Source organism: Sediminibacillus sp. JSM 1682029 (genome assembly GCF_041366435.1).
GTDB classification, from domain to species: domain Bacteria; phylum Bacillota; class Bacilli; order Bacillales; family Amphibacillaceae; genus Sediminibacillus; species Sediminibacillus terrae.
Genome location: NZ_JBEWYY010000001.1, coordinates 656692 through 683118 on the forward strand (window position 1 = coordinate 656692; position 26427 = coordinate 683118).

The 26427-nt window shown below is 43.8% G+C and carries 28 protein-coding genes and 1 riboswitch; of the genes, 9 read left to right on the forward strand and 19 right to left on the reverse strand.

The window, feature by feature from the left end; genetic code table 11:
- Positions 1 to 99 precede the first annotated feature (99 nt).
- The gene (locus ABVF09_RS03325; RefSeq protein ID WP_026571681.1) at positions 100 to 795 is read left to right on the forward strand and encodes a YetF domain-containing protein; all 696 of its coding nucleotides are present in this window, start codon (positions 100 to 102) and stop codon (positions 793 to 795) included.
- Positions 796 to 856: 61 nt separating this feature from the next.
- Here ABVF09_RS03325 and queE read toward each other — a convergent pair whose 3' ends face one another.
- Genes queE through queC form a run of 3 tightly spaced genes read right to left on the reverse strand, consistent with a single transcriptional unit; the run spans position 857 to position 2719 of the window.
- A complete protein-coding gene (gene queE / locus ABVF09_RS03330) occupies positions 857 to 1588 on the reverse strand; it encodes a 7-carboxy-7-deazaguanine synthase QueE (RefSeq protein WP_153462400.1) in 732 nt (243 codons plus the stop codon).
- On the reverse strand, positions 1578 to 2054 hold the full coding sequence (gene queD / locus ABVF09_RS03335) for a 6-carboxytetrahydropterin synthase QueD (protein ID WP_153462135.1): 477 nt from the start codon (positions 2052 to 2054) through the stop codon (positions 1578 to 1580). Before queD ends, queE begins: the two co-directional genes overlap by 11 nt.
- Positions 2054 to 2719, reverse strand: a complete 666-nt coding sequence (gene queC / locus ABVF09_RS03340; RefSeq protein ID WP_026571678.1) for a 7-cyano-7-deazaguanine synthase QueC — start codon at positions 2717 to 2719, stop codon at positions 2054 to 2056. Before queC ends, queD begins: the two co-directional genes overlap by 1 nt.
- 153 nt (positions 2720 to 2872) lie before the next feature.
- Positions 2873 to 2917, reverse strand: a riboswitch (PreQ1 riboswitch).
- 114 nt (positions 2918 to 3031) lie between these two features.
- Here queC and ABVF09_RS03345 point away from each other — a divergent pair.
- The 4 genes from ABVF09_RS03345 (at position 3032) to ABVF09_RS03360 (ending at position 6399) form a co-directional block, all read left to right on the forward strand.
- Positions 3032 to 3784, forward strand: coding sequence for an AAA family ATPase (locus ABVF09_RS03345; protein ID WP_371068618.1), 753 nt, complete (start codon positions 3032 to 3034; stop codon positions 3782 to 3784).
- An 81-nt stretch (positions 3785 to 3865) separates the two neighbouring features.
- Positions 3866 to 4180, forward strand: coding sequence for a DUF3889 domain-containing protein (locus ABVF09_RS03350; RefSeq protein WP_026571676.1), 315 nt, complete (start codon positions 3866 to 3868; stop codon positions 4178 to 4180).
- Entirely contained in the window at positions 4167 to 4577 is a 411-nt protein-coding gene (locus ABVF09_RS03355) for a hypothetical protein (protein WP_371068619.1), read from the forward strand. Before ABVF09_RS03350 ends, ABVF09_RS03355 begins: the two co-directional genes overlap by 14 nt.
- A gap of 541 nt (positions 4578 to 5118) precedes the next feature.
- Positions 5119 to 6399 (forward strand): glycosyl hydrolase family 18 protein, encoded by a 1281-nt coding sequence (locus ABVF09_RS03360; protein WP_026771647.1) that lies wholly within the window; start codon positions 5119 to 5121, stop codon positions 6397 to 6399.
- Here the strand turns inward: ABVF09_RS03360 and ABVF09_RS03365 are convergent.
- From ABVF09_RS03365 to ABVF09_RS03425, 13 genes are all read right to left on the reverse strand, one after another.
- Positions 6392 to 6991, reverse strand: a complete 600-nt coding sequence (locus tag ABVF09_RS03365; RefSeq protein ID WP_026571673.1) for a response regulator — start codon at positions 6989 to 6991, stop codon at positions 6392 to 6394. The two genes, ABVF09_RS03360 and ABVF09_RS03365, sit on opposite strands and share 8 nt — an antisense overlap.
- 20 nt (positions 6992 to 7011) lie before the next feature.
- The gene (locus ABVF09_RS03370; RefSeq protein ID WP_026771648.1) at positions 7012 to 8124 is read right to left on the reverse strand and encodes a sensor histidine kinase; all 1113 of its coding nucleotides are present in this window, start codon (positions 8122 to 8124) and stop codon (positions 7012 to 7014) included.
- Positions 8125 to 8341: 217 nt separating this feature from the next.
- Complete coding sequence (desA, locus tag ABVF09_RS03375) at positions 8342 to 9406, reverse strand: Delta(5) desaturase DesA (protein WP_026571671.1); 1065 nt, start codon at positions 9404 to 9406, stop codon at positions 8342 to 8344.
- A gap of 174 nt (positions 9407 to 9580) precedes the next feature.
- A complete protein-coding gene (locus ABVF09_RS03380; RefSeq protein WP_026571670.1) occupies positions 9581 to 10522 on the reverse strand; it encodes an ArsA family ATPase in 942 nt (313 codons plus the stop codon).
- A gap of 15 nt (positions 10523 to 10537) precedes the next feature.
- Positions 10538 to 10795, reverse strand: coding sequence for a cory-CC-star protein (locus ABVF09_RS03385; RefSeq protein ID WP_026571669.1), 258 nt, complete (start codon positions 10793 to 10795; stop codon positions 10538 to 10540).
- Between the two features lie 211 nt (positions 10796 to 11006).
- Positions 11007 to 12731, reverse strand: a complete 1725-nt coding sequence (locus ABVF09_RS03390; protein ID WP_035427401.1) for a carbon starvation CstA family protein — start codon at positions 12729 to 12731, stop codon at positions 11007 to 11009.
- 392 nt (positions 12732 to 13123) lie between these two features.
- Positions 13124 to 13990, reverse strand: a complete 867-nt coding sequence (gene licT, locus ABVF09_RS03395) for a BglG family transcription antiterminator LicT (RefSeq protein WP_371068620.1) — start codon at positions 13988 to 13990, stop codon at positions 13124 to 13126.
- A gap of 263 nt (positions 13991 to 14253) precedes the next feature.
- Positions 14254 to 15675 (reverse strand): DHA2 family efflux MFS transporter permease subunit, encoded by a 1422-nt coding sequence (locus ABVF09_RS03400; protein WP_153462146.1) that lies wholly within the window; start codon positions 15673 to 15675, stop codon positions 14254 to 14256.
- A 549-nt stretch (positions 15676 to 16224) separates the two neighbouring features.
- A complete protein-coding gene (locus ABVF09_RS03405; protein WP_026771652.1) occupies positions 16225 to 17466 on the reverse strand; it encodes a dicarboxylate/amino acid:cation symporter in 1242 nt (413 codons plus the stop codon).
- Between the two features lie 154 nt (positions 17467 to 17620).
- The gene (locus ABVF09_RS03410) at positions 17621 to 18106 is read right to left on the reverse strand and encodes a DUF1189 family protein (RefSeq protein ID WP_026571664.1); all 486 of its coding nucleotides are present in this window, start codon (positions 18104 to 18106) and stop codon (positions 17621 to 17623) included.
- Between the two features lie 89 nt (positions 18107 to 18195).
- Entirely contained in the window at positions 18196 to 18444 is a 249-nt protein-coding gene (locus ABVF09_RS03415; protein WP_026571663.1) for a YuzB family protein, read from the reverse strand.
- A 37-nt stretch (positions 18445 to 18481) separates the two neighbouring features.
- Positions 18482 to 19435, reverse strand: a complete 954-nt coding sequence (locus ABVF09_RS03420; protein WP_026771654.1) for a bifunctional riboflavin kinase/FAD synthetase — start codon at positions 19433 to 19435, stop codon at positions 18482 to 18484.
- Positions 19436 to 19863: 428 nt separating this feature from the next.
- A complete protein-coding gene (locus ABVF09_RS03425; protein ID WP_026571661.1) occupies positions 19864 to 20016 on the reverse strand; it encodes a small acid-soluble spore protein P in 153 nt (50 codons plus the stop codon).
- A 276-nt stretch (positions 20017 to 20292) separates the two neighbouring features.
- Here ABVF09_RS03425 and ABVF09_RS03430 point away from each other — a divergent pair, with 276 nt between their 5' ends.
- Positions 20293 to 20898 (forward strand): TetR/AcrR family transcriptional regulator, encoded by a 606-nt coding sequence (locus ABVF09_RS03430; protein WP_371068621.1) that lies wholly within the window; start codon positions 20293 to 20295, stop codon positions 20896 to 20898.
- A 55-nt stretch (positions 20899 to 20953) separates the two neighbouring features.
- Positions 20954 to 22234, forward strand: a complete 1281-nt coding sequence (locus tag ABVF09_RS03435; protein WP_371068622.1) for an MFS transporter — start codon at positions 20954 to 20956, stop codon at positions 22232 to 22234.
- Between the two features lie 129 nt (positions 22235 to 22363).
- Here ABVF09_RS03435 and ABVF09_RS03440 read toward each other — a convergent pair whose 3' ends face one another.
- Positions 22364 to 22747, reverse strand: a complete 384-nt coding sequence (locus ABVF09_RS03440; protein ID WP_035427398.1) for a hypothetical protein — start codon at positions 22745 to 22747, stop codon at positions 22364 to 22366.
- 171 nt (positions 22748 to 22918) lie between these two features.
- Here ABVF09_RS03440 and ABVF09_RS03445 point away from each other — a divergent pair, with 171 nt between their 5' ends.
- Positions 22919 to 23071 (forward strand): aspartyl-phosphate phosphatase Spo0E family protein, encoded by a 153-nt coding sequence (locus ABVF09_RS03445; protein WP_074597971.1) that lies wholly within the window; start codon positions 22919 to 22921, stop codon positions 23069 to 23071.
- 398 nt (positions 23072 to 23469) lie between these two features.
- Positions 23470 to 23694 carry a hypothetical protein gene (locus ABVF09_RS03450; protein ID WP_026771658.1) on the forward strand — a complete coding sequence of 75 codons (225 nt, stop codon included), beginning with the start codon at positions 23470 to 23472 and terminating at the stop codon, positions 23692 to 23694.
- A 248-nt stretch (positions 23695 to 23942) separates the two neighbouring features.
- On the opposite strand, the gene ABVF09_RS03455 is transcribed toward ABVF09_RS03450, so the two are convergent.
- Together ABVF09_RS03455 and ABVF09_RS03460 are read right to left on the reverse strand one after the other, a co-directional pair.
- A complete protein-coding gene (locus ABVF09_RS03455) occupies positions 23943 to 25418 on the reverse strand; it encodes an MDR family MFS transporter (RefSeq protein ID WP_037329090.1) in 1476 nt (491 codons plus the stop codon).
- Positions 25415 to 26326, reverse strand: coding sequence for a TetR/AcrR family transcriptional regulator (locus tag ABVF09_RS03460; protein ID WP_371068662.1), 912 nt, complete (start codon positions 26324 to 26326; stop codon positions 25415 to 25417). Before ABVF09_RS03460 ends, ABVF09_RS03455 begins: the two co-directional genes overlap by 4 nt.
- Positions 26327 to 26427: the final 101 nt, after the last annotated feature.

The window sequence follows — 26427 nt, forward strand, 5'->3', positions numbered from 1 at the left end:
TATATCAAACCTCTTAAATTTGGCGAGCCATAGAATAGTTTTTTTGCATGAGGCAAATAACTAAGAACAGAAATTTGAAAAGAAAAAGGATGGTTGGGTATGGATACAATGGAACTAATACTTCGGATTTCCATCGGCTTTTTGGTTCTGTTTGTCATGACTAGAGTGATGGGCAGAAAAGAAATCAGCCAGATGACCTTCTTCAATTTTGTTTCGGCCATCGCAGTCGGTTCCATAACGGCGAATCTTGTCGCTAATCAAAACTTCAGCGTTCGGAACGGCGTTATAGCTTTAGTAGGCTGGACGGCCTATACGCTGGTGATGGATATGATCGATATCAAGTCAAAAAAAGCCAGAAAAGTAGTAACCGGCAGTCCGATCACTGTCGTCAAAGAGGGAAAAATCATCGAAGATGCCATGCAACAAAGCAGACTGGACCTGGATTCATTAAAAGCGATGCTAAGACAGAAAAATGTCTTTTCTTTAAAGGATGTCGACTATGCCATCTTTGAAACAAACGGAAAACTTTCTGTCATGAAAAAACAAGATAAACAATCCGTTAACAAAAAAGATATGAACGTTGGCAGTCAACAAACCACTTATCCCATGGCCACTGAAGTTGTTTCAGACGGAAGAATTCTTTCCAATAATCTGTCTAAGCTGAATTTGGACAACAAATGGCTGGAGCAGCAGCTTCAGCAGGCCGGCGTCGATTCTGTCGAAGATGTCTTTTATGCCGAGGTGCAACAGGATGGAACACTCTTTATTGACAGTAAAGATAACTTATTGCATTAAAAAAAACAAGAACCGCTTCATGAGAGGTATACTAAAGCGGTTCTTGCAAGTTATGAACATTTTATACGCCGCGCTTGTTTCCCCACACAAGGGCATGCACCTGCGGAAGTACACGAACCCGGTTAAGTGTTTCTGATTGCATGACCCGGTCGATCAACCACTCATACTTTTCCAGCAGTTTACTCGTCAGGCATGAAGGATCTGTTTCCGCTAAGTCGTCGTTGCCGACTTGCAGATAGAAGACTGTTTGTGGGTACCGTTGATGTACTTTTGAAGCATAATGCAAATCCGCCTCATCAAAAACAACCACTTTCAAACTGGCATGGGGAGACCTCCCATTGTCAGCCAGCTTGCTCAAAATGTTGTCGAGCGTTTGCCAGTTCGTTTTCATCCCGGAACTGGGCGGTTTAGGAGAGATGGTCAAATCATCTATATCGATAAACCAATCCTGCCAGCGACTGCCCTGTGTTTCCAGAGCAACTTCCACCTCTTTGCCATGCAGCATATCAATCAGTTCTCCAAGATGCTGCAACAATGCCGGGTTTCCTCCAGAAATCGTCACATGGTCAAACCTGCTGCCGCCAGTTGCCTTCAGTTCTTCGATAATGTCGCCAGCCGTCATTAACCTGATATCATCCTTGGCGCTTCCGTCCCATGTAAAAGCTGAATCACACCAGGAACAACCGTAATCACATCCTGCTGTTCTAACAAACATCGTTTTTCTGCCGACCACCATTCCCTCCCCTTGGATGGTAGGACCGAAAATCTCCAAAACAGGGAACTTATTCACTATCCATCCACTCCCTTCGCGCTTCGGCAAAGCTTGTGGGAGTTTCATACAATTTAACATACTCGAGCCGAAGACTTACGTTTTCATGCCTGGTCAAACCTGCTTCCATTTGCCGGTAAATCCAGACCACCATATTCTCTGCTGTCGTATTCATTGCCGGCAGCATCTCATTTAAATACCGATGGTCCAAATAAACTTCTATTTTTTCTTTCCATATGTTTTTTATATCTCCAAAATCGAGGACGAGCCCGATATCATCGGTATAGCCGCTGATACCGAAAATGACTCGATAAGTATGACCGTGCAGATTTTTACACTTTCCCTCATAGCAATGTAAATGGTGAGCAGCATCGAAAGTGAACTCCTTGCTTACCAGCACCCGTTTCCGGTGGTACTTCAACTGTTCTTTTTTTATATCTTCACCAAGCTTCTCCAACTTCTCTACGATGGTGAAACCGAAACCCTCCATTACTCCAGTGCCCCTTCCCGCTTCGCTATGTAAGAATCCAACCCGGCACGGCGCAGCTTGCAGGCCGGGCATTCTCCGCAGCCATCCGCCCGTATGCCGTGGTAACAGGTCAAGGTGTTTTTCCGGATATACTCAAACGCGCCAAGCTTATCGGCAAGCTCCCACGTTTCTGCTTTGTCCAGCCACATCAAGGGGGTGTGTATGACAAACTGGTCATCCATCGACAAATTAAGGGTGACATTAAGTGATTTGACGAACACATCCCTGCAGTCTGGATAGCCGCTGAAGTCCGTTTCGCATACCCCTGTCACAACATGCTTAGCGCCAACTTGTTTAGCCATGATCGCAGCAAACGACAAGAACAACAGGTTACGACCGGGTACAAATGTTGACGGCAGTCCACCCTCTTCTGCTTCTGTCACATCGATCTCTGCTCTTGTCAGCGCATTAGGGGCAAGCTGATTCAATAAAGCCATGTCCAGAACCGTATGCTTGATACCAAGATCAGAAGCAATATCTCTGGCAATCTCGATTTCTTCGTGATGTCGTTGATTGTAGTCAAACGTCACCGTTTCTACCTCATCAAACCTTTCCCTTGCCCAAAATAAACATGTGGTACTGTCCTGACCACCGCTGAACACAACTACCGCTTTGTTTTTTCCCATAAAAAAATTCCCCTTTCCGAATTGAAACGAGAATCCTATCTACACATTGAGTTGAATCGTTCCCTGTCAAGGAATACGGAAATGCAGGCATCCCCGCCCTTTCAGGTAAGCAAAAAACGAACATAAAAAAAACTATACCTAAGAAAGTATAGTCATTCCTTAGTTTTTTATAGAGGGTGTAGCTAGAACCTCTTATTATTTAGTTGCCTCCTCATCATAACACGCTTAGTGCAAAACAAAAAGCAACTTTTTGATTACGAAATTGGCAGAAAAATGTACAATAGAAAACAGGAAATAAAGGAGTCGGTGACAATGAAATTAACCAATTCGACCCAGTTTATTAAATCTGTTACATGGAATGGCGAAAGGATTCCCGCCACCAATAGATTTCCTTTTCATTTACCTGCTGTCCGTTCCCTGGAAGAAGTCGGTTTTCATCCAGCGATCACCTTCTTGGTAGGAGAAAACGGTATGGGTAAATCAACCTTATTGGAAGCTGTAGCAATAGCATATGGATTTAATCCTGAAGGTGGCACCCTTCATTTCAACTTTTCCAGCTATGATTCCCATTCTGAACTTGATCGCTATATCCGATTGGTAAAAGGAGTAAAGCGGCCAACTGACAGTTTTTTCTTCCGTGCAGAAACGTTCTATAATGTTGCGAGCAATATTGAAGAAATGGACAAAGGACCGGGAGGAGGAAAAGTCATTGATGGATTTGGCGGTCGTTCCCTGCATAAGCAGTCTCATGGCGAGTCCTTTTTTGCAGCATTCCTTCACCGTTTCCGCGGAAACGGCTTGTATATTCTAGATGAGCCGGAGGCTGCGCTGTCACCATTACGACAGATGTCCATGCTCGCTCGTATTCATGAGTTAATCGAACAGGGTTCACAATTTATCATTTCCACGCATTCTCCGATATTGATGGCCTATCCCGGGGCGAAAATCCTTCAATTAAGCGAATCGGGAATGGAAGAGATTGGTTTGGAGGACACCAGCCATTATACAATCATGAAACAGTTTTTTGAGGATAAAGACCGGCTCTTGCATCATTTATTCAAGTAATCTGGATAACGAGCGGGGAAAATGAATAACTTGACAGATGAAGCGAAAAATAAAGCAAAAGATGATTGGAGTTGAAAAACCATGTTGCAAAAACAAGCCGTAAACGTTTCCCTTGCATTTGCTGTCATTTTCCTAACGTTCCCTATGATTGCACTCGCCCAACCCGAATACGCCCAGTGGGGAAATATTGCCTTAGAAGATGCTAAAGCACAGTATCCAGATTATAATGCAACTGATTATGCCTATCAGGGAAAAGTTTTTATTTCTGATGAAAGGGAGCAATTTAACTTTCTTATTACACTTGAAGGGGAAGAAACCAAAGAAGTACGTGTTTATGTCCTGGTAAATCCCAAAACTGAGCAATTGATTGATGTTTACTTCGATGAGATTGAATAAATCCGGTCCATGTTTTTATTATGAAAACTTCGGGTTGGAAAATGTACCTGTTCGGAACAATCATCACTCTTTCATGGCTTCCATCAGTTTGCTTCAAGAGAATAGAAGAGCCTGGGACAAAAGCATCGTGACTAAAATGAAAACCGAACGATCCATCATTCGTTCGGTTTTTTTGATGAGCAAAAAGCAAAACATTCGATGCTATGAAAAGTGCAGTTTTCCATTCCGGCAAGGTACTTCGCTTTCCGCAGGCACGGCTTCAGCTAACTCGGCAAAGAATATCGTTTTGCCAAGTGGATCTTCAGCTCGCGCTCATCCCGCTGGAGTCTACGTACCTTGCCTCCGTTGGATGGAGATACCTTCTTCTGGTGTGTTTTCCGTTTTGCTCATGCCGTAACGGATAGAAAGCGAAGCCGCATGGAGACCAGGAGTACTTCTTTATCTTTATTATGCTATTGTCCCATTTCCAAAGAATAAAGGAAACTCCGTGCTTATTTTTTTGTCCTCTTCTCTGTTTAGATACCTATCAGCCAATAGAAGAATACCGTTCTGTTCATCTTGTCTTGATAAAAGTAGAAATCAGGCCACGAAAACATAGCGAAGGCAAGATACGGAGACTCCAACGGGAACAGCACGAGCTGAAAATCCCGCAAGAAAGCGGTTGGTGCTTTCTGAGGAAGTTGAAGCCGTGCCCGTGGAACGCGTAGTATCTTGCCGTAGCGATTCGAAGCACCCATCAAACAACAGGATATTACAAGAATACGCAACTAAAAACCGAAGAATTTGATTGGTAGTTATAATTCGTTCGGTTTTTGGTTTGGCGGCCATGCTTTTGCCCCCGGCCTCTTTTTTTAAACGAGCTCTTCTATATACATCATGCATAAATGGTACTATTCACGCCATAAAATGTGTTGTGGTAATAGAAAGGACGGATGTATATGGAGATTCATGTGGTCAGGCCGGGGGACACCCTTTGGTCTATTGCATTTGCTTACCAGACAACCATTGAAGCCATTAGGGAAACGAATGGACTGACGAGTGACCTGTTAATGCCTGGACTTGCTTTATACGTTCCAGCTCCTGCAGCCTTACCGGTACGCTACGTCCGTATTCAACAAGGAGACAGCCTGGCAAAGTTAGCAAGGAAATGGCAGTCTACCATTCCAATCCTGCTCCAGTCTAATCCAAATATCTCTCCAACTAATCTACCAATAGGAAATGTACTGGCAATTCCATCTCCAGTTCGTTATCCAATTCGAACGATCGGTTTTATCGATGCATTCGACCCTGCATCCATTCCTGCAATATTAGAGGAACCGTCTTCTTCCTTGACGTATGGTGCAGTATTCACATATGCCGCACTGCCTGAAGGAGGCTTGTCTGAAGTAGAAGATGAAGAACTGATTGAAGAATTAATTCGCCGTGATATCGATCCATTGATGGTCGTAAGCAACTACGCGGAAGGAACATTCAGCCCTGAACTAGCGGAAAATGTACTGCAACCAGAAGCCAGGAATAATTTAATCAACAGGATTGTCGAAACAATCGAAGAAAAAGGCTACAAAGGAGTCAGCCTTGACTTTGAATTCATCCCGCCTTCTTCACGGGAAGCATTCACTACATTTGCCCGGGAGCTGAAAGCAGCTATCGGAAACCTTCTGCTACACATCAATGTATTTGCCAAATCAGAAGATATGCCGGATAATCCGTTTTCTGGTGCCTTTGACTACCTGGCGATAGGAACAGCGGCAGATTTGGTAACCATACTGACTTATGATTACGGATATACCGAAGGACCACCAGACCCAATTGCGCCTATTGGATGGGTTGAAGATATCGTCCGTTATGCTGCCAGCTTGATTCCTGAAAGCAAACTTACAATTGCCATTGCTTTGTTTGGCTATGACTGGCCGGGCACCTCCGCTGCGGACACGACCGGGACAGCGACAGCCTTGTCTGCCCTGGCAGCCCAGCAAAAAGCGCTGGATAATTACACAGTCATTGAGTATGATCAGGAAGCCCAGTCCCCTTATTATACTTACACTTCCAATGGGCAGGAACGGACTGTCTGGTTTGAAGACGTCCGCAGCATATCGGTCAAATATCAGCTTTTGGAAGCCTATCAATTGGCAGGCGCAGCCTACTGGAGGATAGGCTATGATTTCCCGCAAAACTGGGCTTATGTAGAAAAAAACATGGCCGTATTAAAGACTATTTGAACCAACCCTTTTCCCGAAAACGGGAAATAGCCTCGATTCGATTGCTGACTTCCAGTTTCTCGAGGATCACGGAAATATAATTACGGACCGTTCCGTTCGTGATAGACAGCTGATTTGCTATTTCTTTCGTATCTTTTCCGTCAGCCATCAGTTTGATAACCTGTTCTTCCCGATCTGTTAGTGGATTTGCTTCTGCATAGGCGATATCGATTAATTCCGGCGCATACACCTTGCGGCCGTCGATAATGACGCGGATGGAATTCGCCAATTCCTCACTCGGGCTGTCTTTTAACAAATAACCATGCACATCCGCTTTTCGTGCCCGTTCAAAGTAACCCGGTCTGGCAAAGGTCGTTAAGATAATCACTTTGCATGGGTGGGTCTTTAATTCTTCCGCTGCTTCCAAACCACTCTTTACGGGCATTTCGATATCCATAATGCAAATTTCAGGCTGATGTTTCCGGACTAGCGAAACGGCTTCTTCTCCATTTTTAGCCATCCCTACCACTTCCATATCTTCTTCCAAATCCAGCAGCGACCCTAAAGCACCGAGCAGCATTTGTTGGTCTTCGGCAATTACTATTCGAATCACAGCCATTCCTCCCTTCTCCATTACTGCACAGGATGCGGCACACGTATATGGACCGTTGTGCCAGATGTCGACTCAACGTTCAGACTGCCGTTGACAAATTCAAGCCTCTCCCTCATTCCTTTTAATCCATGCCCGCCAAAGGACGTAGTATCGTTTCCCATGCCATGGCCATTGTCTTCCACAATGATGTGCCATCCATTTGGCAACTGTTGTATCATCACTTTACATAATGTCGCCTGGCTGTGCTTCACAACATTGGTTACCGCTTCTTTCAAGCTCATGCTTAATACATTTTCCACTAAAAGGGGAATATTGCCTAAATCCGGGCTGATTTCAATATTGAAATCCATATGCGCCGCATTTAACAATTGGCGTATGTGTGACACTTCTTCCTGTAAATTGGCCGCCCTCATTCCAGAAACCATTTCTCTAACTTCCTTCAAGGCGGTCCGCGCTGTTTGATGGATGTCATTTACTTCTTTTTTTGCGGCTGCAGGCTTGGAAGTGATCAATTTTCCCGCTAAATCACTTTTCAAGCCAATCAAGGATAACTTCTGTCCCAATGTATCATGCAAGTCACGCGCAATTCGTTGGCGCTCCTCCATGACCATCAGTTGTGAAATTCGTTTATTCGCATCCTCCAGCTGCCCCTCCAATTTTTCCCTTTTAATTCGATTGTACATGCTGAACGGTAATAAAATCACTCCGACTAAACTGATGACAAGAAAAGGGAGCTGCGAAAAAAATAAATCGAAATGTAAGAAAAATCCGGACATAATCGCTGCGATCGTAGTGGTTAAGTGGATGATATATAGAGTGATGAACCCACCTTTTTGCTGGATATTGCCGATAAAAAAGGCTAAAAAAAGAGCGAAATAAACATATCCAAAAAATAAAGTCATCACAATGCTGATAAGCATCTCCACGCTCACCCAAACATAAACCGGCCACCCGTTTTTGATAAACGATAACCGATAGGAAAGGAAAAACACCAGGATCATCACAACCCCGGAAATGATTTCCATAAGCCCGGATGAACGGAAAATAAAATAAAAAGGCAAAATGCAGAAAATAATCCAGACGTAAGTGCTGAGTCCGGTGTTTTTGGGAATAATGTGGAACCAATTTTGCATAGAGCTCCTCCTGCTTCTTTTCATACTGATGCAGCTAAAGAAAGTATAGCAAAAACGCAGACAACCGCCTATTCTTTTTTGCCACCATACATCAATCTAAAGGGAAAGTCGAGATACCGGGGCCACTAAAAAAACCGAACGAGTTCGAATGCTTGGATTCGTATCACCGTTCGGATTTTTGCCCGCAATGCTTTTGCCATTCAGTGTGGCCGGGAAACTATTTTTCTTGGAAGCCTGGTCTCCTGTTCGTAAGGTTCAAATCAGCGGCAGGCCTTTTCTGACTGCCCTTTCGGGTGCTTTTAATTTCTTTGAAGCTAACAAACGTTTTGCTTTGCTCATCATACAAACGAAAACGCAGGGATTCCAGACTCGACAGAAAAGTTATGGTTGTTGCTTTTTGCAATGGTGGAGTGGACGTATGTGCCTCTTCCAGAAAATAATTCGGGACACGCGGATTCAAATGATGAACGTGATGAAAACCGATGCTCCCTGTTATCCACTGAATCACCTTCGGCAGTTTGTAGTAGGAACTTCCGTCTACAGCAGCCTTTACGTAATCCCACTCTGCTTCATTCTCAAAATAAGAATCTTCAAATTGATGCTGCACATAGAAAAGCCAAATACCCAGAGCCCCTGATACAAACAAAATGGTGCCTTGGATGATCAGCAGTGCTTCCCAACCGATTGCCCAAAGCAGCAATCCATAGATGACCACCAATGAAGCATTGATCAAATAAGTGTTTAAACGTTCTTTTCGCCTTGCTCCCTTGCGATTGAACCGATTATCAATCAGGAATAAAAAGATCGGACCGAGGCCGAACATCACCAAAGGATTGCGATACAATCTATAAGAAAGCCTTTGCCAGAACGAAGCTTTCCTATACTCTTCCACTGTCATCACCCACATATCTCCTGTTCCTCGTTTATCCAAATTGCCACTCGTAGCATGATGGATGGAGTGGCTTCTTTTCCACTTTTCAAACGCAAAATGGGTAATAATACCGGTCAGGGTTCCCAGGATACGATTGGCTTTTTTGTTTTGGAAAAAAGATTGGTGGGCGCAGTCATGAAAGATAATGAACATCCGTACCACAAAACCCGCTGCGACAATTGCCAATGGGATGGTCAGCCAAATGGATACAGACAGACTTTGGTATGCCAAAAACCACAGGATAAAGAAGGCCGGTATTGTATTCAATAATTGTATAACACTCGATTTTTTGTCCGCTTTTCCATATGAAGCGACATTTTTTCTTAATTCCGCCGTTTTTTGTTTACTCATTGTTTTCCTCCTCAAGCATGTTTGTCCATGCTTTTTCTGGGATAAACCGCTTAGCTTATCTCCATCGTAGAGGAAAACAACGATGATAAACAGACACAAACGTCAAGTCCCCTACATGACATTTGTCATACAGCCCGCAATTTACGCCTATTACCAGAAGCATAACAGACTCTTCTACCTGACCGTATTGGTTAAATACGTTGCATAAGTGGAAAGACTGTCGATATCAGACATATCTTCCGAGAATAGCGGGACATAACATAGCTTTTTATTGAAAAAAATGCTCGCTATTTCATCCAGATAAGGTTGCTCAATTTGCTTGCGCTTATAATAAAATTCACCGTCAGCATTTTCCGGCAGCACCTTATTGACAACCAACGCGTCAATATGGATATGAAAAGGGCTTAACTGAGCGATAGCTTTCTTCGTTTCTTCGATGGGGAGCTTTTCCGGATTGAGGACGAAAAGAAAACCTGTCTCCTCCTTATCAAGCAACACTTTCCGTGCATGTTCGAACTTTTGTCTCCGCTTCATTAAGACATCGAATATTGGATCCTCGACTGGCTCTCCATCATGTAACAGCTGGCTATAGTTTTCATTTGTCTTGCGTCTCCGCTCCAACATACCATCCATCCACACCCCCATCAGCTCCGGAAGACTAAGAAGCCTGACAGTATGTCCGGTCGGCGCTGTGTCAAAAATTATTTGATCGAAGTTTTCCCGCTCCTCCAGAATGATGGACACCATACGATCGAATAAGGCAGCTTCCTCGGCACCTGGTGACGTTTTTGCCATATCCATTTGGCTGTTCACTTCTTCGACAAGGTTCGATTTCACTAACCCGGAAAGGTTGTCCTTTACACTTTTAATGTAAGCTTCTGCCTCTTTAGCGGCATCTATCTCTAGTACGGTCAAACAATCAGTGACACACATGGTTTCTGTACCGTTTTTACGATTAAAGATATCTCCCAAATTATGGGCAGGATCAGTGGAGACAAGCAATACTTGTTTACCTTCCTCTGCAACTGCATATGCCAGGGAAGCAGCTGTTGTCGACTTGCCGACCCCTCCTTTGCCACCTACAAACAAAATCGGTTTTTGCCATATGTCATTCATTATCAATCCCTCTTTTCAGCAACAGCGGATACCGTCCAGCGGAGACTTTTCCATTCCCATCCGCAGATGCCAGTCATGGAACTTTTCCAGCATATATGGATACAATTCAAGCGTGTAATAGTACACAGGATTAGGAATCCCCACCATTTCCGAATAAAGCAGCAGCATAAACAAGTCGTCTTCATCCCGTAATTCTCTTGCTACTTCGCTGCGATGCGGAAGACTTAACATTTCATCGTACCACTGAATCAATGTTTTAAGTTTGTCCTTCATCATCTTTTTCCTCCGTTCCTTACTAAGAAATGCGCAAGCGCCTGTCGAAAAGAATAATGTTAAATTCACCGCGTCCTGCGGCAACACCTGCATGGCCCACATCATGCGGACCTACGAAAGCTTGAAGAGGCTTTTTTAAGGGGGCAGGAATCCCCCCTTAAAAAAGCCTTTTTTCAAACAACCGTTCTCTAAAGCAGAAGGATCCTCTCTATTATGCTTGGTCTATGCGGTTTTTGGTCAAAGTGGAGATAGCAGTGATGATAATCCAGACGGCAAACACAAAAATGACTGCTCCCAGAACAAATAAAAGCATATTTGCATCGGAACCAAACCACGACCATTGGAAAAGCACTTGATTGAACATCGCTAAAAGTGTCATAACCAGGAGAAATACCATGGGAATCAGTGTAACCAGAAAGTTCCTGCCCTGCCGTTTCAGCCAGATGGAGATCAACAGCAAGCTGATACCCGCCAGCAGCTGATTGGATGTCCCGAACAGCGGCCATAGCAAATACCCACCGGAGCCGAACCCTTTGGATCCTTCCGGCAGAAGGACAAGCACGGCACTAAGAATGACAGCGATGCTTGTCGCTACATGCATCCTTGACAACGCAGGGATTTTATATTCGACGCCGAGTTCTGCAATGATATAGCGCATCAATCTTACCGAAGTATCGAGTGTTGTCGCTGCAAAACTGACGACAATGATCGAGACGATCGTGGTGGCGATTCCAGGCGGGATTGCCAGCCCGCTTGCCAATTGACTCGCACCTTCGATAAAGTTCCCGAGCCCGGTTGCATTCGCCTGGGCAAAACTGGAATAGGCAGCCGTGAAGTCACCAGCCGATGGAAACAGGGTGATGACAGCCAGAATCGATACTAATGCAAGTGCACCTTCGCCGACGGCTCCAAAATATCCGACAAAACGAGCGTCCGTTTCTTTGTCCAGCTGTTTGGAAGATGTTCCGGAAGAAACCAATCCATGAAACCCCGAAATAGCACCACAGGCAACCGTTATGAACAAGAGCGGAAACCAGGAAACATCGCCGGCCGAACTTGCGGCAGGGGCTGTCACCTCCGGATTGGTGAACAACAGGCCGAGATATAGGATGGCCATTCCGACTACCAACTGATGGGAGTTGATATAATCACGGGGCTGCAGTAATTTCCAGACAGGAAGCGTCGAAGCTATATAGACATAAACCATTAAAATCACAATCCAGATTAGAAAAGCACTGGAAACGGCACCCATTCCGAACAAGCCCGCCGCACCTTCTCCTCCGAAATAGCCAACGACATCGATTTGCAGGACCTGTACATTGCTGGATAGAATCGCCAGACCATACATGACCACGAGCGCTATGACAGATGGCAAAAGCATATTTGTTTTTCCTTTATATACAGCATAGCCAATCCAAATCGCCAGTGGAATTTGAATGAAAACCGGAAGCACACTAGCGGGATAAGAAATAAACAGATTCGAAATTACCCAGGCGAAGACGGCATTGATCATTAAAACTAAAATCAAAATGATAAACAAAAATAGTAGTTTTGCTTTTTTACCGATTAATCGATGGGCAAGTGTTCCGATCGACTGGCCTTTATTCCTGACCGACAAAACCAAGGTTCCGAAGTCATGAACACCCGCTGCAAAAACGGTCCCAAGAACAACCCACAGAAACGCAGGCAGCCAGCCCCAGTACACCGCAATGGCGGGTCCAAGAATCGGTGCGGCCCCGGCAACAGATGTGAAATGATGCCCCCAGACAACATATTTGTTGGTCGGGACAAAATCGACACCGTCTTTATACTGGTGTGCGGGGGTCACATAATTCGGATCAAGCCGATAAATTTTTTCGGCAACAAACTTCGAGTAAAAACGGTAACCAAGAATGAAGATAATGATTCCAATTGCAGCAACTAGCAAACTGCTCAATGAAAAGCCCTCCCTCACCTTTTTTATAGTGGCTCTTACGTATTCCTTATCAACTATATGTGTAAGCGTTTACTTGGATGCTGGTTTCAGCTTAAAAAAAGTTAGAAAAAAATACAAGCAATTCACCTGGGTATTCCTTCAGTTCAGGTCGGTGAGAGGCCATCAATTGTAAGAAGAGCGCTGATGTAAAGCTGATTACTGTGCAGATTTTTTTATGCAAAGCTTTTGGCATGCTTTTCAATTTGAGTATTTTGGCCTGGTCGCAAACACATGCAAACTTCCTGGGAAGAAAGGCAGTAACGAGATATTCTATCGAAGACAATAAATTCCTGCAAAAAAATACAAGCGGTCCCTCCAGAAGGGGACCGCTTGTATACATCTTGCTTTTTCAATCAATCGGAAGGATTGGCATTCATATCATGCCGATTGGTGACACGGTGAATGTGAAGCGTTAAATAAATGATTTCGTCCTTTGTCACATACCAGTCATAGTTTGTTTCCACAAAAGCAGCGACCTTTTGGCTGCACAAAAATGCTTTATGGTATTTCTTTTTCACTTGCTCGTATAAAAAGTCATCCGAATGCTCGACGGGAGCCCTTTCTTCTCGTACCGACCGCAGCGCGAAAAAACGCAAATGGGTCAGAAAGCGTTCATAGTTAATGGAGCTTTCATCTAATTCAATTTGAAAATAATATTTGACGATATTCAAGATGTTGTTGACCATCTTCGTCATTTTCACGGTGGCTTCCATGCTCTCCCCTGATAACTGACTATTGACCAAATGAAGGGCGATGGAACCTGCCTCATCCTCTTCCAGTCTCACACCAATTGATTTTTCTATTAAATCAAGCGATGCCATCGCTACCTGAAATTCCTGTTTATAATATTTTCTGATTTCCCATAGTAAGGCATTTGGAAGATGGATTCCCTGCTTATACCTGCTGATGGCAAAACTCAGATGATCGGTCAATGCAACGTAAATATAGTCATCAAGTTTATAAGGAAGCCGTGTTTTTGCATAATCGATGATTTGGTAAGACAGATCAAAGTACTCCTCCGGGATCTCACTAAGCAATTCGGCGAGCTTGTCTGATACCCCCTGATTTTCCAGTACAAATGTCTTTTCCACCTTGTCTGGATCTACAGGATCACCAGGCCTTTTTTTAAACGCCAAACCCCTTCCCATCACAACCATTTCCTGACCATGCTTATTTTCTGTCAATACGACATTATTGTTAAAGACTTTTTTTATTTCCATAATCGCTCGCCCTCAATAAGTAAATGAATGATAAAAAGAAAAACGCTACTATACTAAAAAAAACCTAAATTCGGGTATAAATATCCCTTTCAGAATACTTTACCACAAACTCAGGTTTTGCCTGCCGAACAGTAACAATCCATTACTATTAAATTGTTAGCGGTTTCTTTCATTAAAACATACGCAATGAACAGTGTCAATGATTAAGATACGACAATCGGACTAGAAAGGTGTCCCCCCTGGCATGCCCAAGGGGGACTTATTCAGTTGTTATCTCCTTGTTGTTTCGATTCATCAGCTTCCGGCTTCGTATTTTTGATAAAAAAGGACAACAGCAATCCCAGCAAGGATAACAAAGAAACAACCAAAAATGCCATGTTCGCTCCGTGTATGTCCGGGTAAGCAATTTCCGGCCTGGACGCCGCATTGGAGGCTGAAGTCGTCATGACGGTGACCAGGATGGCCGTTCCGACAGAGGCGGCAATTTGTCTCATTGTATTGTCCATTGCGGCCCCATGCGGAATCAACCGTTGCGGCAGCTGATTCAATCCTGCAGTAGCTATCGGCATCATGACCATCGAGAGGCCAAACATACGGATGCTATACATGATCGTCAGAAAGCTGAAGGAGGTGGCGGTATCCAGGCTGGAAAATGCAAAGGAAGACCCCGTAATGATAGTCAGTCCGGTGATCGCCAGCCAGCGTGCACCCACTTTATCAAAAATCCTGCCGGTCACAGGTGACATAAAGCCGGTGATCAGCGCACCCGGAAGTAATGCCAGACCTGCCTCGAATGCACTGAATTCCCGCATATTTTGCATATATAGCGGGATGATGGTCTCTACACCGATTAACCCCATGAATACAATCATTCCTACCATGACAGCTAGTGGGAAAATCGGATATTTAAAGACCCGGAATTCCAGCATTGGATGTTCGAGCCGGAGCTGCCTGCTGATAAACAGGACCAGGGCGACAATTCCGACTCCGAGCGAGACTACGGTAAGCGCTGCAAACCAGCCGTTGTTCCCCGCACTCGTAAATCCATAAAGCAAGCTGCCGAACCCTAGTGACGATAAGATAATCGAAAGGATATCGACCCGCGGCCTGCTTACTTCGGTCACATTTCTCATGGCAAATATAGCCACTACGATGTCAATGATGGCAATCGGCAAAATAATGAAAAACAATAGCCGCCAGGAATAGTGAGAAGTAATCCAGCCGGACAAGGCAGGGCCGATTGCAGGTGCAAACGAAATAACAAGTCCGATCAGCCCCATCGCTGCTCCGCGTTTGTTAACAGGGAATATCATCAGAAACACTGTCTGCATCAACGGCAGCATGACCCCTGCCCCCGCTGACTGAATCACCCGGCCAAGCAGTAAAAGGGAAAAGTTGGGAGACAGCCCGGCAACCAAAGTTCCGAATGCAAACACACTCATGGCCGTGATGAATAACTGTCTTGTCGTAAATCGTTCTAGTAAAAAGGCACTGACAGGAATCATGATTCCGTTGACAAGCATAAAAACAGTGGTGAGCCACTGCCCGGTGTTTGCCGATATTCCCATCTCCTCCATGATCGGTGGTATGGCAGTAATCATCAATGTTTGATTAAGGATGGCAATGAAAGCCCCGGCCAGCAGCAGGGCCACAATTGTCGATCTCTTGTAGCTGTTTGTTGTCATCTTTTTCTTCCTTTCTCGTTTCGCCGGCCGGGTTGTCCGGTCTGTCATCTATGTATTTGCTTTCGCTCCCCGATTCACCTCAATAGATTACCTGATTTCCTAAAGGAATTCTATTATAGAGACTTAAAATTCACGACTTTTTTAAAAAACAAAAAAGAAGTCTTGAATCCTCTAAGCAATAGGGACTGCAGCCTGAGAGCATCATACCGGCATTTCATTTATCCTGTTAGACAAAAAAAGAAAGTGACCGGGACAAAATAGGCAACACAGAAACCGTACAAGAAGAGAAGAAACGCCATCCATGGAGACAAGGTACGCAGAAGCAGGCGGGATGAGCGTGAGCTGAAGATCCACTTTGCAAAGCGGTTTTCTATGCGGAAAGTGAAGTGCCTCGCCGGAGTGGAGCGTTGCGGGTTACATAATAGAAGGGTTGAACAGTTTCCTTTTTTGTAATCAAAATAAACCGAACGGGTTCGATACCTCGTTCGGTTTATCACTTATATTCTTTGCTTTAATTCGAACTAAATCAGACAGGTATTCTTTCCCTTTTTAAGCATGCAGCTGCTGAGGATGCTCTTCTTTATCCTGATGTTTCTTTTCTGTTTCCGCAACCACAACTGCGCATGCAGCATCTCCGGTGACATTCAACGCGGTTCTTGTCATGTCAAGCAACCGATCGATGCCAATAATAAGAGCGATTCCTTCGACCGGGAGCGATACTTGGTTCAAAACCATTGCCAGCATGATCAATCCTACTCCCGGCACACCAGCAGTCCCGATACTTGCAAGCACAGCGACCAACACCACCATTACCAATTGAGAAAAGGAAAGATCGACAGCGTAAACCTGAGCGATGAACACCGTCGCAACCCCCTGCATGATTGCAGTCCCATCCATATTGATGGTCGAGCCCAGCGGTTGTACAAAGCTGCTGATCGATTTGGGGACATTCAAGTTTTCCTGTGCAGCTTTCATCGACACTGGCAAAGTTGCACTGCTGCTCGAAGTGCTGAACCCTACTGTCATGGCCGGGAAAAAACCTTTCAAGAAATGGATTGGATTCATTTTTCCCAACAGAGAGACTGCCGTACCGTACGTAATGACTGCATGAACCGCAAGACCTGCAAGGACAACCAACATATACGAGGCCATCGCTTTGGCTCCATCCAACCCCATTGTTCCAATAGCCGATGCCAATAAACCGAACGCACCATACGGAGCAAACCGCATAACCAAATTGACCAAAAACATCATTATATCGTTGCCTTGTTCCAATAACCGCAATGCTCCCTCAGTCTTCTTGCCAAGCATCGCCAATGCAAACCCCACAAAAATCGAAAAAGCAATAATTTGCAGCATATTCCCTTCAGCCAATGACTGAACGGGGTTCGCCGGGATTATGTTCGTGAATGTTTCCACCACGGTCGGTGCTTCACTACTTTCAAAGCTAGCTCCGGTGGTATCGATACCCGCCTTCCCCGGCTGAAATAAGTAGGCAAGAACCAATGCGATCGTAATGGCAATCGTCGTTGTCGCCAAGAAAAACGCCACTGTCTTGCCGCCAATGCGGCCTAGTTTCTTCGGATCACCTAATGAAGCAGTACCTAGAACGATTGAAAAAAACACAATCGGCACGACAAGCATTTTGATTAAATTCAAAAACAGTGTACCCAGCAAGCTGAACACATAATTATCAAGCGTTTCAAACAAGCCCGGTGCAGAAAAATGCAAAATGAGTCCCAATACGGCACCGAGGATCAGACCAATGAAAATTTTGGTTGTCAATTTCATCTTATCTCCTCCTCAATTATTGAAAGCGCTTTCTTAAACTCAGATTATGCTGGTTCACGCTATATTATCCGAATATTTAAAAAATATTTGCCATCAAAAAACCTTGTCCATTCTCACTCATGAATGGACAAGGTTTTTGACAATCGATACAACACTACTTGTTTTTTCTTTTCGGATAAACAGTAATCATATTATATAGAATAAAATAAAGCCCTACTAACAGCAGCATTACCAGATAACTGTTTCCCCAGCCAGTCAGCTTTATCAACGTGTAAATAATGAGCGGCACTGTCAGCGCAAATGCAGTCATTTTCCAAAGATGCTGGAATGCCAGCTTCCTACTCAGCATCCGGGACATCAGCAGGGCAACTGCGGCCAGGGCAGAAATAACCACCAATCCGGAGAAAATGACATACATCGGATAAAAGGTGATGCTTTGCAGAATAAATACACTTCGCAAATCACTATCCAACAAAAGATTGTCCTGAATGGCCAAATCATATCCTTCAGGCAAATATAGTACAAATATCAACAAAAAAATATATACCAGGGTGTCACGCATGCTGACCCTGTTAAGCCAGAACACAGCCTGTTTTTTCGGCAATACGATGCTGTGTTTGAATATTTTAATCAATCCCACGTTCTTCAACCCCCGAGCCAGCTCTTAAAAAATCGAAACGACTTTCATTATAGCACAGCCAAGGCCAATCGGAGAGGTAATGTGAACAGTCAGTCCATATAAAAAGCCAGTTCTTCATCGATTTGGCTCCGGATTGCATTCAGACACTCTTCAGCAGTCTTTCCAAAGACGCGGGTTCCGTTTACCATCGCATAGGGACGCACCCGGCAAAGCCCACAAAAAGACAAGCAATCGTATTTCACAACCGATACTTCCGGATACTCCGATTCCAAAATTTGTTCGACATCCACTTCATTAATCAAACTGGCGTCACAAATTTCGACCACCACTATTCCCATTGTCAGCCCCTCTCTCTGCCGTAAAATTTCAGGCTTTTCAGGAATGATTATCAAGTCCAAGTATAACGCGCGCCTCTTCTTTATCTTTGTTCATCTGCTTGATTAATTCATCCAGGGAAGCAAAGTTTTCCTCTTCGCGCATTTTTTGAATGAACGATACCTTCATCGACTTGCCGTAGAGATCGCCAGAAAAGTCCAATAAATAGGCTTCAATCAGATAACCCTTCCCATTCACCGTTGGTCGATAACCAGCATTGATCAAAGCATACCAGCATTCTCCCGCCATATCGTCGTCCCCGGCTATTTCAACACTTCCGAGATAAACACCGCTTCCAGGCAACTCATAATCGCCATCCGGAGATAAGTTGGCCGTTGGAAATCCAAGCTTCCTGCCAAGTGCATCTCCTTCCACTACTTTCCCGTTGACAGAATAGTTTCTGCCAAGCAGTGTGTTTACTTTTTCAAACTGCCCATCTCTGATGGAGGCTCTTATATCCGTACTGCTGATTTTCTGTCCTCCAATTGTCATTAAGGGCGCTATCGTCACCGGAATTCCGATGTCAGCTGACAAATCTGTCAAAAGGTCGGTATCCGATTTACGGCCTTTGCCAAAATTGAACCCTTCCCCTACTACGATCCCTTTAATATTCAACAAAGATAAATGCTCATACACAAACGTTTCAGGTGTCGTTTCTGCGTATTTTTCCGTAAATTCGATTTCATATACTTTGCTGACACCAAGACGTTCCAATTGACTATATTTCTCTCTTCGCGGTGTGACACACTGCCTGTATCGTTCATCACGCTTCAATGCCCACAAAGGATGCGGATGAAAAGTCATGACCGCCAATGACTGCCCGGTTTCTTTCAAGCGCCCGGCCTGTCGCAAAATCGACTGGTGTCCTAGATGGACGCCGTCAAACTTTCCGATGCATAAAATGATTGGGTCATTATTCGCTGGAGGCGCGTCTTGAATCTTTATAATCTCCATTCCTTATTAGCTCCCTATTTGCTGATTCTCGCTGTCCATGACAGCCAAACGATTTCCTCTATTCATCAATACCCTGCAAGGGCAAAACAGTTTTTTCCTGTTTTCTTCTCTATCCATGTCCAGTTTTTTATTCTGATAAAATCCCAGACATCCCCATTATACTAGATAAAACCGTTAAGCTGTAAAGTGCCAAGCACTTTTGGATAGAAAACTCGCCGTTCACCTTATCTTTAGCCGGAAGAAGAGTAAAGATATATTCCCATCGTTTTCCGTCATATCTATCCGTTCCTCGAAATGAAAACATACAGTATCCAACTGCTCGTCGCTGGTGAGCATATGCAAAAAAACAGAGGTTACCTTATAAAAACCGAACGAATACGAATCGTTCGGCTTTTGTTTTGGTCCCTATGCTTCTTTTCCATCCTCATTTACATATCGTGTGAAGATTTCCGTTTCTGCCGAGAATGATTTTGATTTTTCACTTGGTGGGATCCGCTCAATGGTTCTCCGTAAGGCTGGCTTGGACTTTTCGGGAGGTTGGGTTGCTTTTGTTGTTTGGGACCTTCACGTCTGCCTGACATTTTATCTCCTCCTTTCTACGGATAGTTTTTAAATAACCAGTCCACCTTATTCCATTTGAATGTCGGTCTTTTGGTTTTTCGGCAACATGCAGGTGTGACCACTAGTTTTAAACCCTGTTAATAAGCGCAGGCATTAGCGAATTAAAAGATTTATGTAGAAAGAATTCACCTATTAGAATGGATGTACTAGAGACCAGAAAAAATGTGTTTACAACCGCGGATATTTGATATAGACTAAAAATGATTGATCAATCAATCTTTTACAAGGAGATAATTATGGCACTTTCAGATAAACAAATGCGAAAAATGAAAGCAAAAAGGGATAAAATTTTGGACCAGGCGATTATCCTTTTTTCGGAACATGGTTACAACGATACCACTATTTCCAAGGTGGCAAAGGCTTCCGGCGTAAGCTTCGGTAGTGTATTTACTTACTTTGAGAACAAAGAAGAGTTATTTCATCATGCAGTTGTGGAACGTCTTAAAGACCTTTCCCCTCTTTTGTTGGATTTCAATTCAAATCCCGAAGACCCATACAAAGAATTAGAATCGATGATCGACAAGCATATCCGCTTATTTGCCAATGTTGGTACTTACTTGCGGCTTGTCACCCAGGTAATCGGACAGCACCAAAGGTTCGAACGCCAATTTAAGGAGCTTGATCAATTTTATCGTACCTTCCGTTATAAAATTGCAGACTTGGTTGCACAAGGGCAAAGCAGTGGTCAGCTTCACAGAGAAATAGACCCGATCACTTCTTCTATTGCCTACACTTCCTTTCTGATGGGAATCCGGCTGAATTTGGCCGATCAACCTGAACACGATATCTGGGCTGATTTTGCGCCTGTTGCCATGCAATTATTCAGTCCGAACATTCCATAAGAACAGGTCGGTTAAAAAACGATTGATTAATCAATCGTAAAAAGGAGATGAAAGGATGAATCTTTTTACATTTTCCCGAACCATTCAAATTCGATTAGTACTTCAATTTATAACCACAACAGCTAATGCTGCGGTTACTCCTTATCTAGTCGTTTTTTTCTCGAGTTTGCTGGGAACGGTAGTTACGGGCTTTATGTTTTTGAGCGTGATGGCAGCTAATATCGCCGGTTCTTTTACAGGGGGGTACGTTTCAGATAAGAAAGGAAGAAAACCGGTAATAGTCTGTTCTGAAGCAATCGTGCTAGGCGGCTTTCTATTTGTCGCAGCAGTCAATTCCCCATGGCTGAGTCTTCCCTATTTCACCTTTGCTCTATTTGTCGTTATCCATTTTTTTCTCGGGTCCGCAACTCCGGCCTACCAAGCGATGATCATCGATGAAAGCAATAAGGAAAACCGTAAAGCGGTTTATACATTTTCATATTGGCTCCAAAATCTTGGCATATCCATAGGAGGAATCACTGGTGCTTTTCTCTTCATGGATCATCATTTCCTTCTGTTTTTAGGCGTTGCAACTGCAACCATGATTTCCCTCGTTATGACCGTAATTTTTATCAAGGAATCGTTTCTAACCGAGACCACCAGCGAGGAAAAGAAGACAGCTCCTCTAAAAGACTTGGACAGTGGAGTCAAGATTTATTTAAAAGTCTTAAGACATAAAACTTTTGCGTTATTCACTTTAGCAAATTTACTTATTGTCGCGACAGAGGAACAATTGACTAATTACATCGGACTTCGTTTGGCAGCAGACATTCCGGTAGCAAGACAGCTGGTGCCGTTCTTGCCGTTTCAAGCAGATGGTATTAACTTACTAGGGATATTGAAAGCGGAGAATACTGTTTTGGTCGTCTGTTTGACCGTTTTTGTTTCCTACTTATTAAGAAAACTCGATGATCGTTTTGTGTTGCTTGGAGGGCTCGTGCTTTACTTCCTTGGTTATACCATCCTCAGTTTTCACCATTCAGCCATTGTGCTGATCAGCGCCATGTTCTTTGCTACTTTGGGCGAATTACTGCATATCCCAGTAAAACAGACAATGCTGGCCAACATGGTACCAGACCATGCAAGAAGTACATACATGGCCGTATTTGGATTGATGACAATTCTAGGTGCTGTGATTGCTGGTTTGTTTATTTTTCTCAGCAGTTTCCTGCCAACCACTGTCTTAACGTTTGCATTTATTTTAATGGGAACAATCACAATTGCCATATTCAGTCGATTGACTGGAAGGAAAACATTAGAGAAAACCCGAACAACGGCATCACAAATCGGTTCCTGATTTGTAGGAAAAGATCCCCAGAATATATCCCACCCTCTTAAACGGGAAGCGGTAATCGAATTTTTTAAAATCAGATAAAAGCCGGTGAAGGATGACCCTTCGTACCGGCTCTTATTGGTTCCCTGTCCATCAATAGCATTGAAACGATTCGATCCGATTCAAATCGATTCCGAAGTAAACCCAGCGGAATCCTGTCCAGCGGTAACCTGCTATGCTGCGGCGACCGACAAAGGTTGGATAATACCAAAAGGATTCAAAACCTTCCAGCCAAACATAGGTGAAACGGAATAAACAACCGCGAATTCCTCCCGGGTCGACAGCATAGGTTTGAAATTGCGGTTGCTGCGGTACTACAGATGGCGGCGGACTTGTCGGGGGTCCTGCTTGAGGAGTACCGCCCGGCGGTTGTGTCGGTGGCGGGAATGATGGAAAACCAGGAGTGCCTGGCTGCGTATCTATTCTTTCCCAAGCCTCGAATGGATAATTTGAAGGTACCTGCCAAGGATGATACATATTCTGAACCTCCTTCCTTATGGTTACATCACATTGTATGTCATCCGTCTACATTTCGTTTCTGTATCCAGATAAAGGAATATTTGTGAAAAAGGTACTAATATTAATTGAATTAATTCAAAAAAAAAGATACTATTTCAATAGAATCATAGATAAGGTAGGGTATAATTTATGAAAAAAGATCTAGAAAGAGAGATAGAGCAATTAAGATTGAAAATGTATAAAGCTTATAGCAATGAGCCGGATGGGAAGGAAGTCCTTAAAATCTCCCAGGCGCTGGATAAGCTTCTCAATGAATTCCAAAAAACAAAATCAATTCACTGAACCGGTTTCCATCCGGAACTTCCAAGATCCTGTTCTTTCCTCAAGAGTCGCATCGTCCCATATCACGTTTACTTTCTTCATGCTTCCATTTAAAATAACTCTGTCGTTCGCTTGCCTATTCGTTATTGTTCTTATACAATAAGAACACACGTTCCCTTGAATAGGAGTGAACTTTCCTTGATAATACAATGTCAGGTAACAACTTTTTTCTTGCCAGCTTCCCATGGGCGCTGTTGCTTTTCCGAATGGGAAATAAAATTGATTTTCAAACAAAAGTCTATCAAAATTTCCATCTCCAGACGCAGGGTTCTAAAAAGGGTTACTGTAGAACGGTGAAACGCTTGGCTGAAAAGCTTGGTAGAGATGAATCAATCTACATAAGAAAGTAGAGAAGTATTATGTTGGAACAGCTGGAACAAAAAATGGAGCAGTTAAGAAACGAAATGTATGTTGTTTATGAAAAAACGAACAGTTTGTCAAATGAGGAATTGCTTCGTCTAACGGATGAACTGCACGATGTAGTGGTACGCTGGCGAAAAGAAAAGTATGGATATAGATACGGCTGCAGTCCATTCCGGCAGTCTTCAGAAAAAAGGGGCGATGAAGGAAACTCGTTACCTTGACATCTTTAGCCGGAAAAGATGGGTATGTTTTATTCATTAAAGGTATCTAATTTTCCTGCTGTCGCAAGCGCCTGTTTAAAGGAGTAAAGGCTAAATCGCTACATTATGCTACTACCCCTGCCCTCCCCCCAACATGTGGGCCTCTGACCAATTCATGCATGCCCACGCGTGGTTTTCTTTGCCAATAAATATTATCCTGAACATATAAAACGGCATGTTTCCGGTCTCCCGGAAGCATGCCGCAACTTCTATCCTTCTACTGTTTTAGTTTGCTCATCTGACTTTTTCGTATTTAAAAACAGAGCGAGCAGCATCCCTGCCAAAGCAAGAATGGAAGCAAACAAAAAGGCGCTGTTATAACCATGCAACAGTGCGTTGTTTGCTACCTGCTGCTTTGCATCTGCCTGTGATAGTCCTGCCAGGGCAGTCATATCCGGCTGATAGTTTTTAGCAGCCGTCGTCATCACCGTGATGAGGATAGCTGTACCGATCGAAGCGGAGACCTGTTGCATCGTGTTCGCCATCGCTGAACCATGTGCATTCCATTCATCTGGAATTTGGTTTAAACCAGCGGTCATAACCGGCATCATTGCCAAAGCCAAACCAAACATACGGACAGCATACACAATGGCGAGCATCGTAAACGAGGTGTCCATCGATAAGTTCGTAAATATATAGGTTGTAATCGCAACAATAGCCAAACCAGGTACAGCGAGCCAACGCGCTCCGAATTTATCGAACATCATTCCTGTAATCGGCGACATGATTCCCATTACTATCGCCCCTGGAAGCAACATAAGGCCGGACTCAAGCGGTGTGAAACCGCGTAAATTCTGCATGTATAGCGGCAGCAATGTTTCTGCACCGATCATCGACATTAAAACAATCATGGTTATGATCAGCGAAAGGCTGAAAATGTTGAATTTAAACACTTTGAATTGTAAGAGCGGAGTGGCCAATTTTAGCTGACGCCATATGAACAATGCCAGGATAATGGCTCCGCCGATCAAGCAAACAAGAACTTTGGTACTGCTCCAGCCATCTTCCCCGGCACTGCTGAATCCATATAACAATCCTCCGAACCCGAAAGATGACAGGACAATCGACAAAATATCAATTTTAGGTTTGGTAAGCCTGGTGACATTCCTCATCGAAAAATATGCGATGATAATGGTCAAAATCACGATCGGCAGAACGATATAGAATAGTGCCCGCCAAGAAAAATATTCAAGCATCCATCCGGACAACGTTGGCCCGATTGCCGGAGCAAACGAGATAACGATACCTGCCATTCCCATAACAGCGCCACGGCGATCCCTAGGGATAACGGTTAAAATGACGGTCATCATCAACGGCAGCATGATTCCAGAACCGGCTGCCTGGATGACCCTCCCCGTTAGCAGTAATGGAAATACATGAGACAAGGAACTGATCAATGTGCCCAGTCCAAAAATACTGAAAGCAGTCATGAACAGTTTCCTTGTCGTGAATCGTTCAATTAAAAAAGCGGAAATCGGGATCATTACCCCGTTCGTCAGTAGAAAAGCTGTCGTCAGCCATTGTACTTTATTTTCTGTAATGCCGAAATCAGCCATAATGGACGGCAATGCTGTTGCCAGCAATGTTTCATTTAACAAACCGACGAATGCGCCGATCAACATGACTGTCAGCATCGGACCGATTTTTATATCAGGCTGACTGGTTTCTTGGTTTTGTTCTGTCATTTTCTATCTTCTCCTTCTTCCCTGAATAATCTGTTTAGTGTTTGCTCGATTTGCAGAAGACTGCATACTAAGCTATCCTGCTGTTTCAAATAATGCAGCATGGCTTCCAGCAAGTATGCCTCCGGCTTGTCTTTTTGAACTTCTTCAGCAAGACGGTTCAAAGCCGCTAATGTATGAGTTTTTGATTTTTCCGGAACGGCAAGCATTTCAGCCTCTTGTCTGACAGACTCTAATTGATTTTGCAGCAGTTGTTTCAAGCGGACAGAATCATCGGCCTGTTTATCTGGTAATACCGCCTCTTCACTAAGGATAGGTTCCAAACTTCCCGCCCTTTTGATCATAGCTTCTAAGACATCCGTCAGTAAAAGAGCCAATCTATCCACCGGTACTTGTATTTGCTTGAATACCAGTAAATATATATACTCCTTCATCATCCCCTCGAACATGACGACGATATCCCAAATACCATGGCTGGGCCCAAATGCTTCGATGAGACTTTGTTTATGCCACTCGATTAATTCTATGTGGAATTCCTTCATCATTTGGGAAATTTCATTTGATTCTTCCGGAGGGAACTCTTTGAATAGAGTAAAAAATATTGAACTGTTCTGAAGGGTTTGTTCGAGCTCAATTGCAATTCGTTTTTGCAGTATCTCCTTGCCGGTCAATATCCCGTTAAATTGAACAGAATGGGCTTTTAAGAACATTTTATCGTGACTGTCCTTGACCAATTCAATAAGTAATGCTTCTTTACTGGCAAAATGTTTGTAAAAAGCTCCCTTGGAAACACCCGTCTCCAAAGCTATTTCCTGTACAGAGGTCATATGGTAGCCTTTTTCCGCAAATAGCCGGATTGCCGCTTCTTTTAAAGCCTGTTTTTTACTGATTTGTCTCCCCCCTGAACCAATCGGTTACCTTTTAGAACCAACCGGTCATTAAATCATGAGGATTATCATATGATACTAAACGCTGTTTGTCAACCACAATCATTGGTATTCAACTAGCAAAA

Bases quoted from the DNA above. Each gene is read 5' to 3' on its own strand.
- ABVF09_RS03455 (WP_037329090.1), bottom strand. From the start codon at position 25,418: ATGACAGAACAAAACCAAGAAACCAGTCAGCCTGATATAAAAATCGGT.
- ABVF09_RS03345 (WP_371068618.1), top strand. From the start codon at position 3,032: ATGAAATTAACCAATTCGACCCAGTTTATTAAATCTGTTACATGGAAT.
- ABVF09_RS03415 (WP_026571663.1), bottom strand. From the start codon at position 18,444: ATGGGAATAGTGGTGGTCGAAATTTGTGACGCCAGTTTGATTAATGAA.
- desA (WP_026571671.1), bottom strand. From the start codon at position 9,406: ATGAGTAAACAAAAAACGGCGGAATTAAGAAAAAATGTCGCTTCATAT.
- licT (WP_371068620.1), bottom strand. From the start codon at position 13,990: ATGGAAATAAAAAAAGTCTTTAACAATAATGTCGTATTGACAGAAAAT.
- ABVF09_RS03325 (WP_026571681.1), top strand. From the start codon at position 100: ATGGATACAATGGAACTAATACTTCGGATTTCCATCGGCTTTTTGGTT.
- queC (WP_026571678.1), bottom strand. From the start codon at position 2,719: ATGGGAAAAAACAAAGCGGTAGTTGTGTTCAGCGGTGGTCAGGACAGT.
- ABVF09_RS03435 (WP_371068622.1), top strand. From the start codon at position 20,954: ATGAATCTTTTTACATTTTCCCGAACCATTCAAATTCGATTAGTACTT.
- ABVF09_RS03355 (WP_371068619.1), top strand. From the start codon at position 4,167: ATGAGATTGAATAAATCCGGTCCATGTTTTTATTATGAAAACTTCGGG.
- queD (WP_153462135.1), bottom strand. From the start codon at position 2,054: ATGGAGGGTTTCGGTTTCACCATCGTAGAGAAGTTGGAGAAGCTTGGT.
- ABVF09_RS03350 (WP_026571676.1), top strand. From the start codon at position 3,866: ATGTTGCAAAAACAAGCCGTAAACGTTTCCCTTGCATTTGCTGTCATT.
- ABVF09_RS03430 (WP_371068621.1), top strand. From the start codon at position 20,293: ATGGCACTTTCAGATAAACAAATGCGAAAAATGAAAGCAAAAAGGGAT.
- ABVF09_RS03445 (WP_074597971.1), top strand. From the start codon at position 22,919: ATGAAAAAAGATCTAGAAAGAGAGATAGAGCAATTAAGATTGAAAATG.
- ABVF09_RS03420 (WP_026771654.1), bottom strand. From the start codon at position 19,435: ATGGAGATTATAAAGATTCAAGACGCGCCTCCAGCGAATAATGACCCA.
- ABVF09_RS03370 (WP_026771648.1), bottom strand. From the start codon at position 8,124: ATGCAAAATTGGTTCCACATTATTCCCAAAAACACCGGACTCAGCACT.
- ABVF09_RS03440 (WP_035427398.1), bottom strand. From the start codon at position 22,747: ATGTATCATCCTTGGCAGGTACCTTCAAATTATCCATTCGAGGCTTGG.
- ABVF09_RS03380 (WP_026571670.1), bottom strand. From the start codon at position 10,522: ATGAATGACATATGGCAAAAACCGATTTTGTTTGTAGGTGGCAAAGGA.
- ABVF09_RS03425 (WP_026571661.1), bottom strand. From the start codon at position 20,016: ATGTCAGGCAGACGTGAAGGTCCCAAACAACAAAAGCAACCCAACCTC.
- ABVF09_RS03405 (WP_026771652.1), bottom strand. From the start codon at position 17,466: ATGAAATTGACAACCAAAATTTTCATTGGTCTGATCCTCGGTGCCGTA.
- ABVF09_RS03450 (WP_026771658.1), top strand. From the start codon at position 23,470: ATGTTGGAACAGCTGGAACAAAAAATGGAGCAGTTAAGAAACGAAATG.
- ABVF09_RS03360 (WP_026771647.1), top strand. From the start codon at position 5,119: ATGGAGATTCATGTGGTCAGGCCGGGGGACACCCTTTGGTCTATTGCA.
- ABVF09_RS03385 (WP_026571669.1), bottom strand. From the start codon at position 10,795: ATGAAGGACAAACTTAAAACATTGATTCAGTGGTACGATGAAATGTTA.
- ABVF09_RS03400 (WP_153462146.1), bottom strand. From the start codon at position 15,675: ATGACAACAAACAGCTACAAGAGATCGACAATTGTGGCCCTGCTGCTG.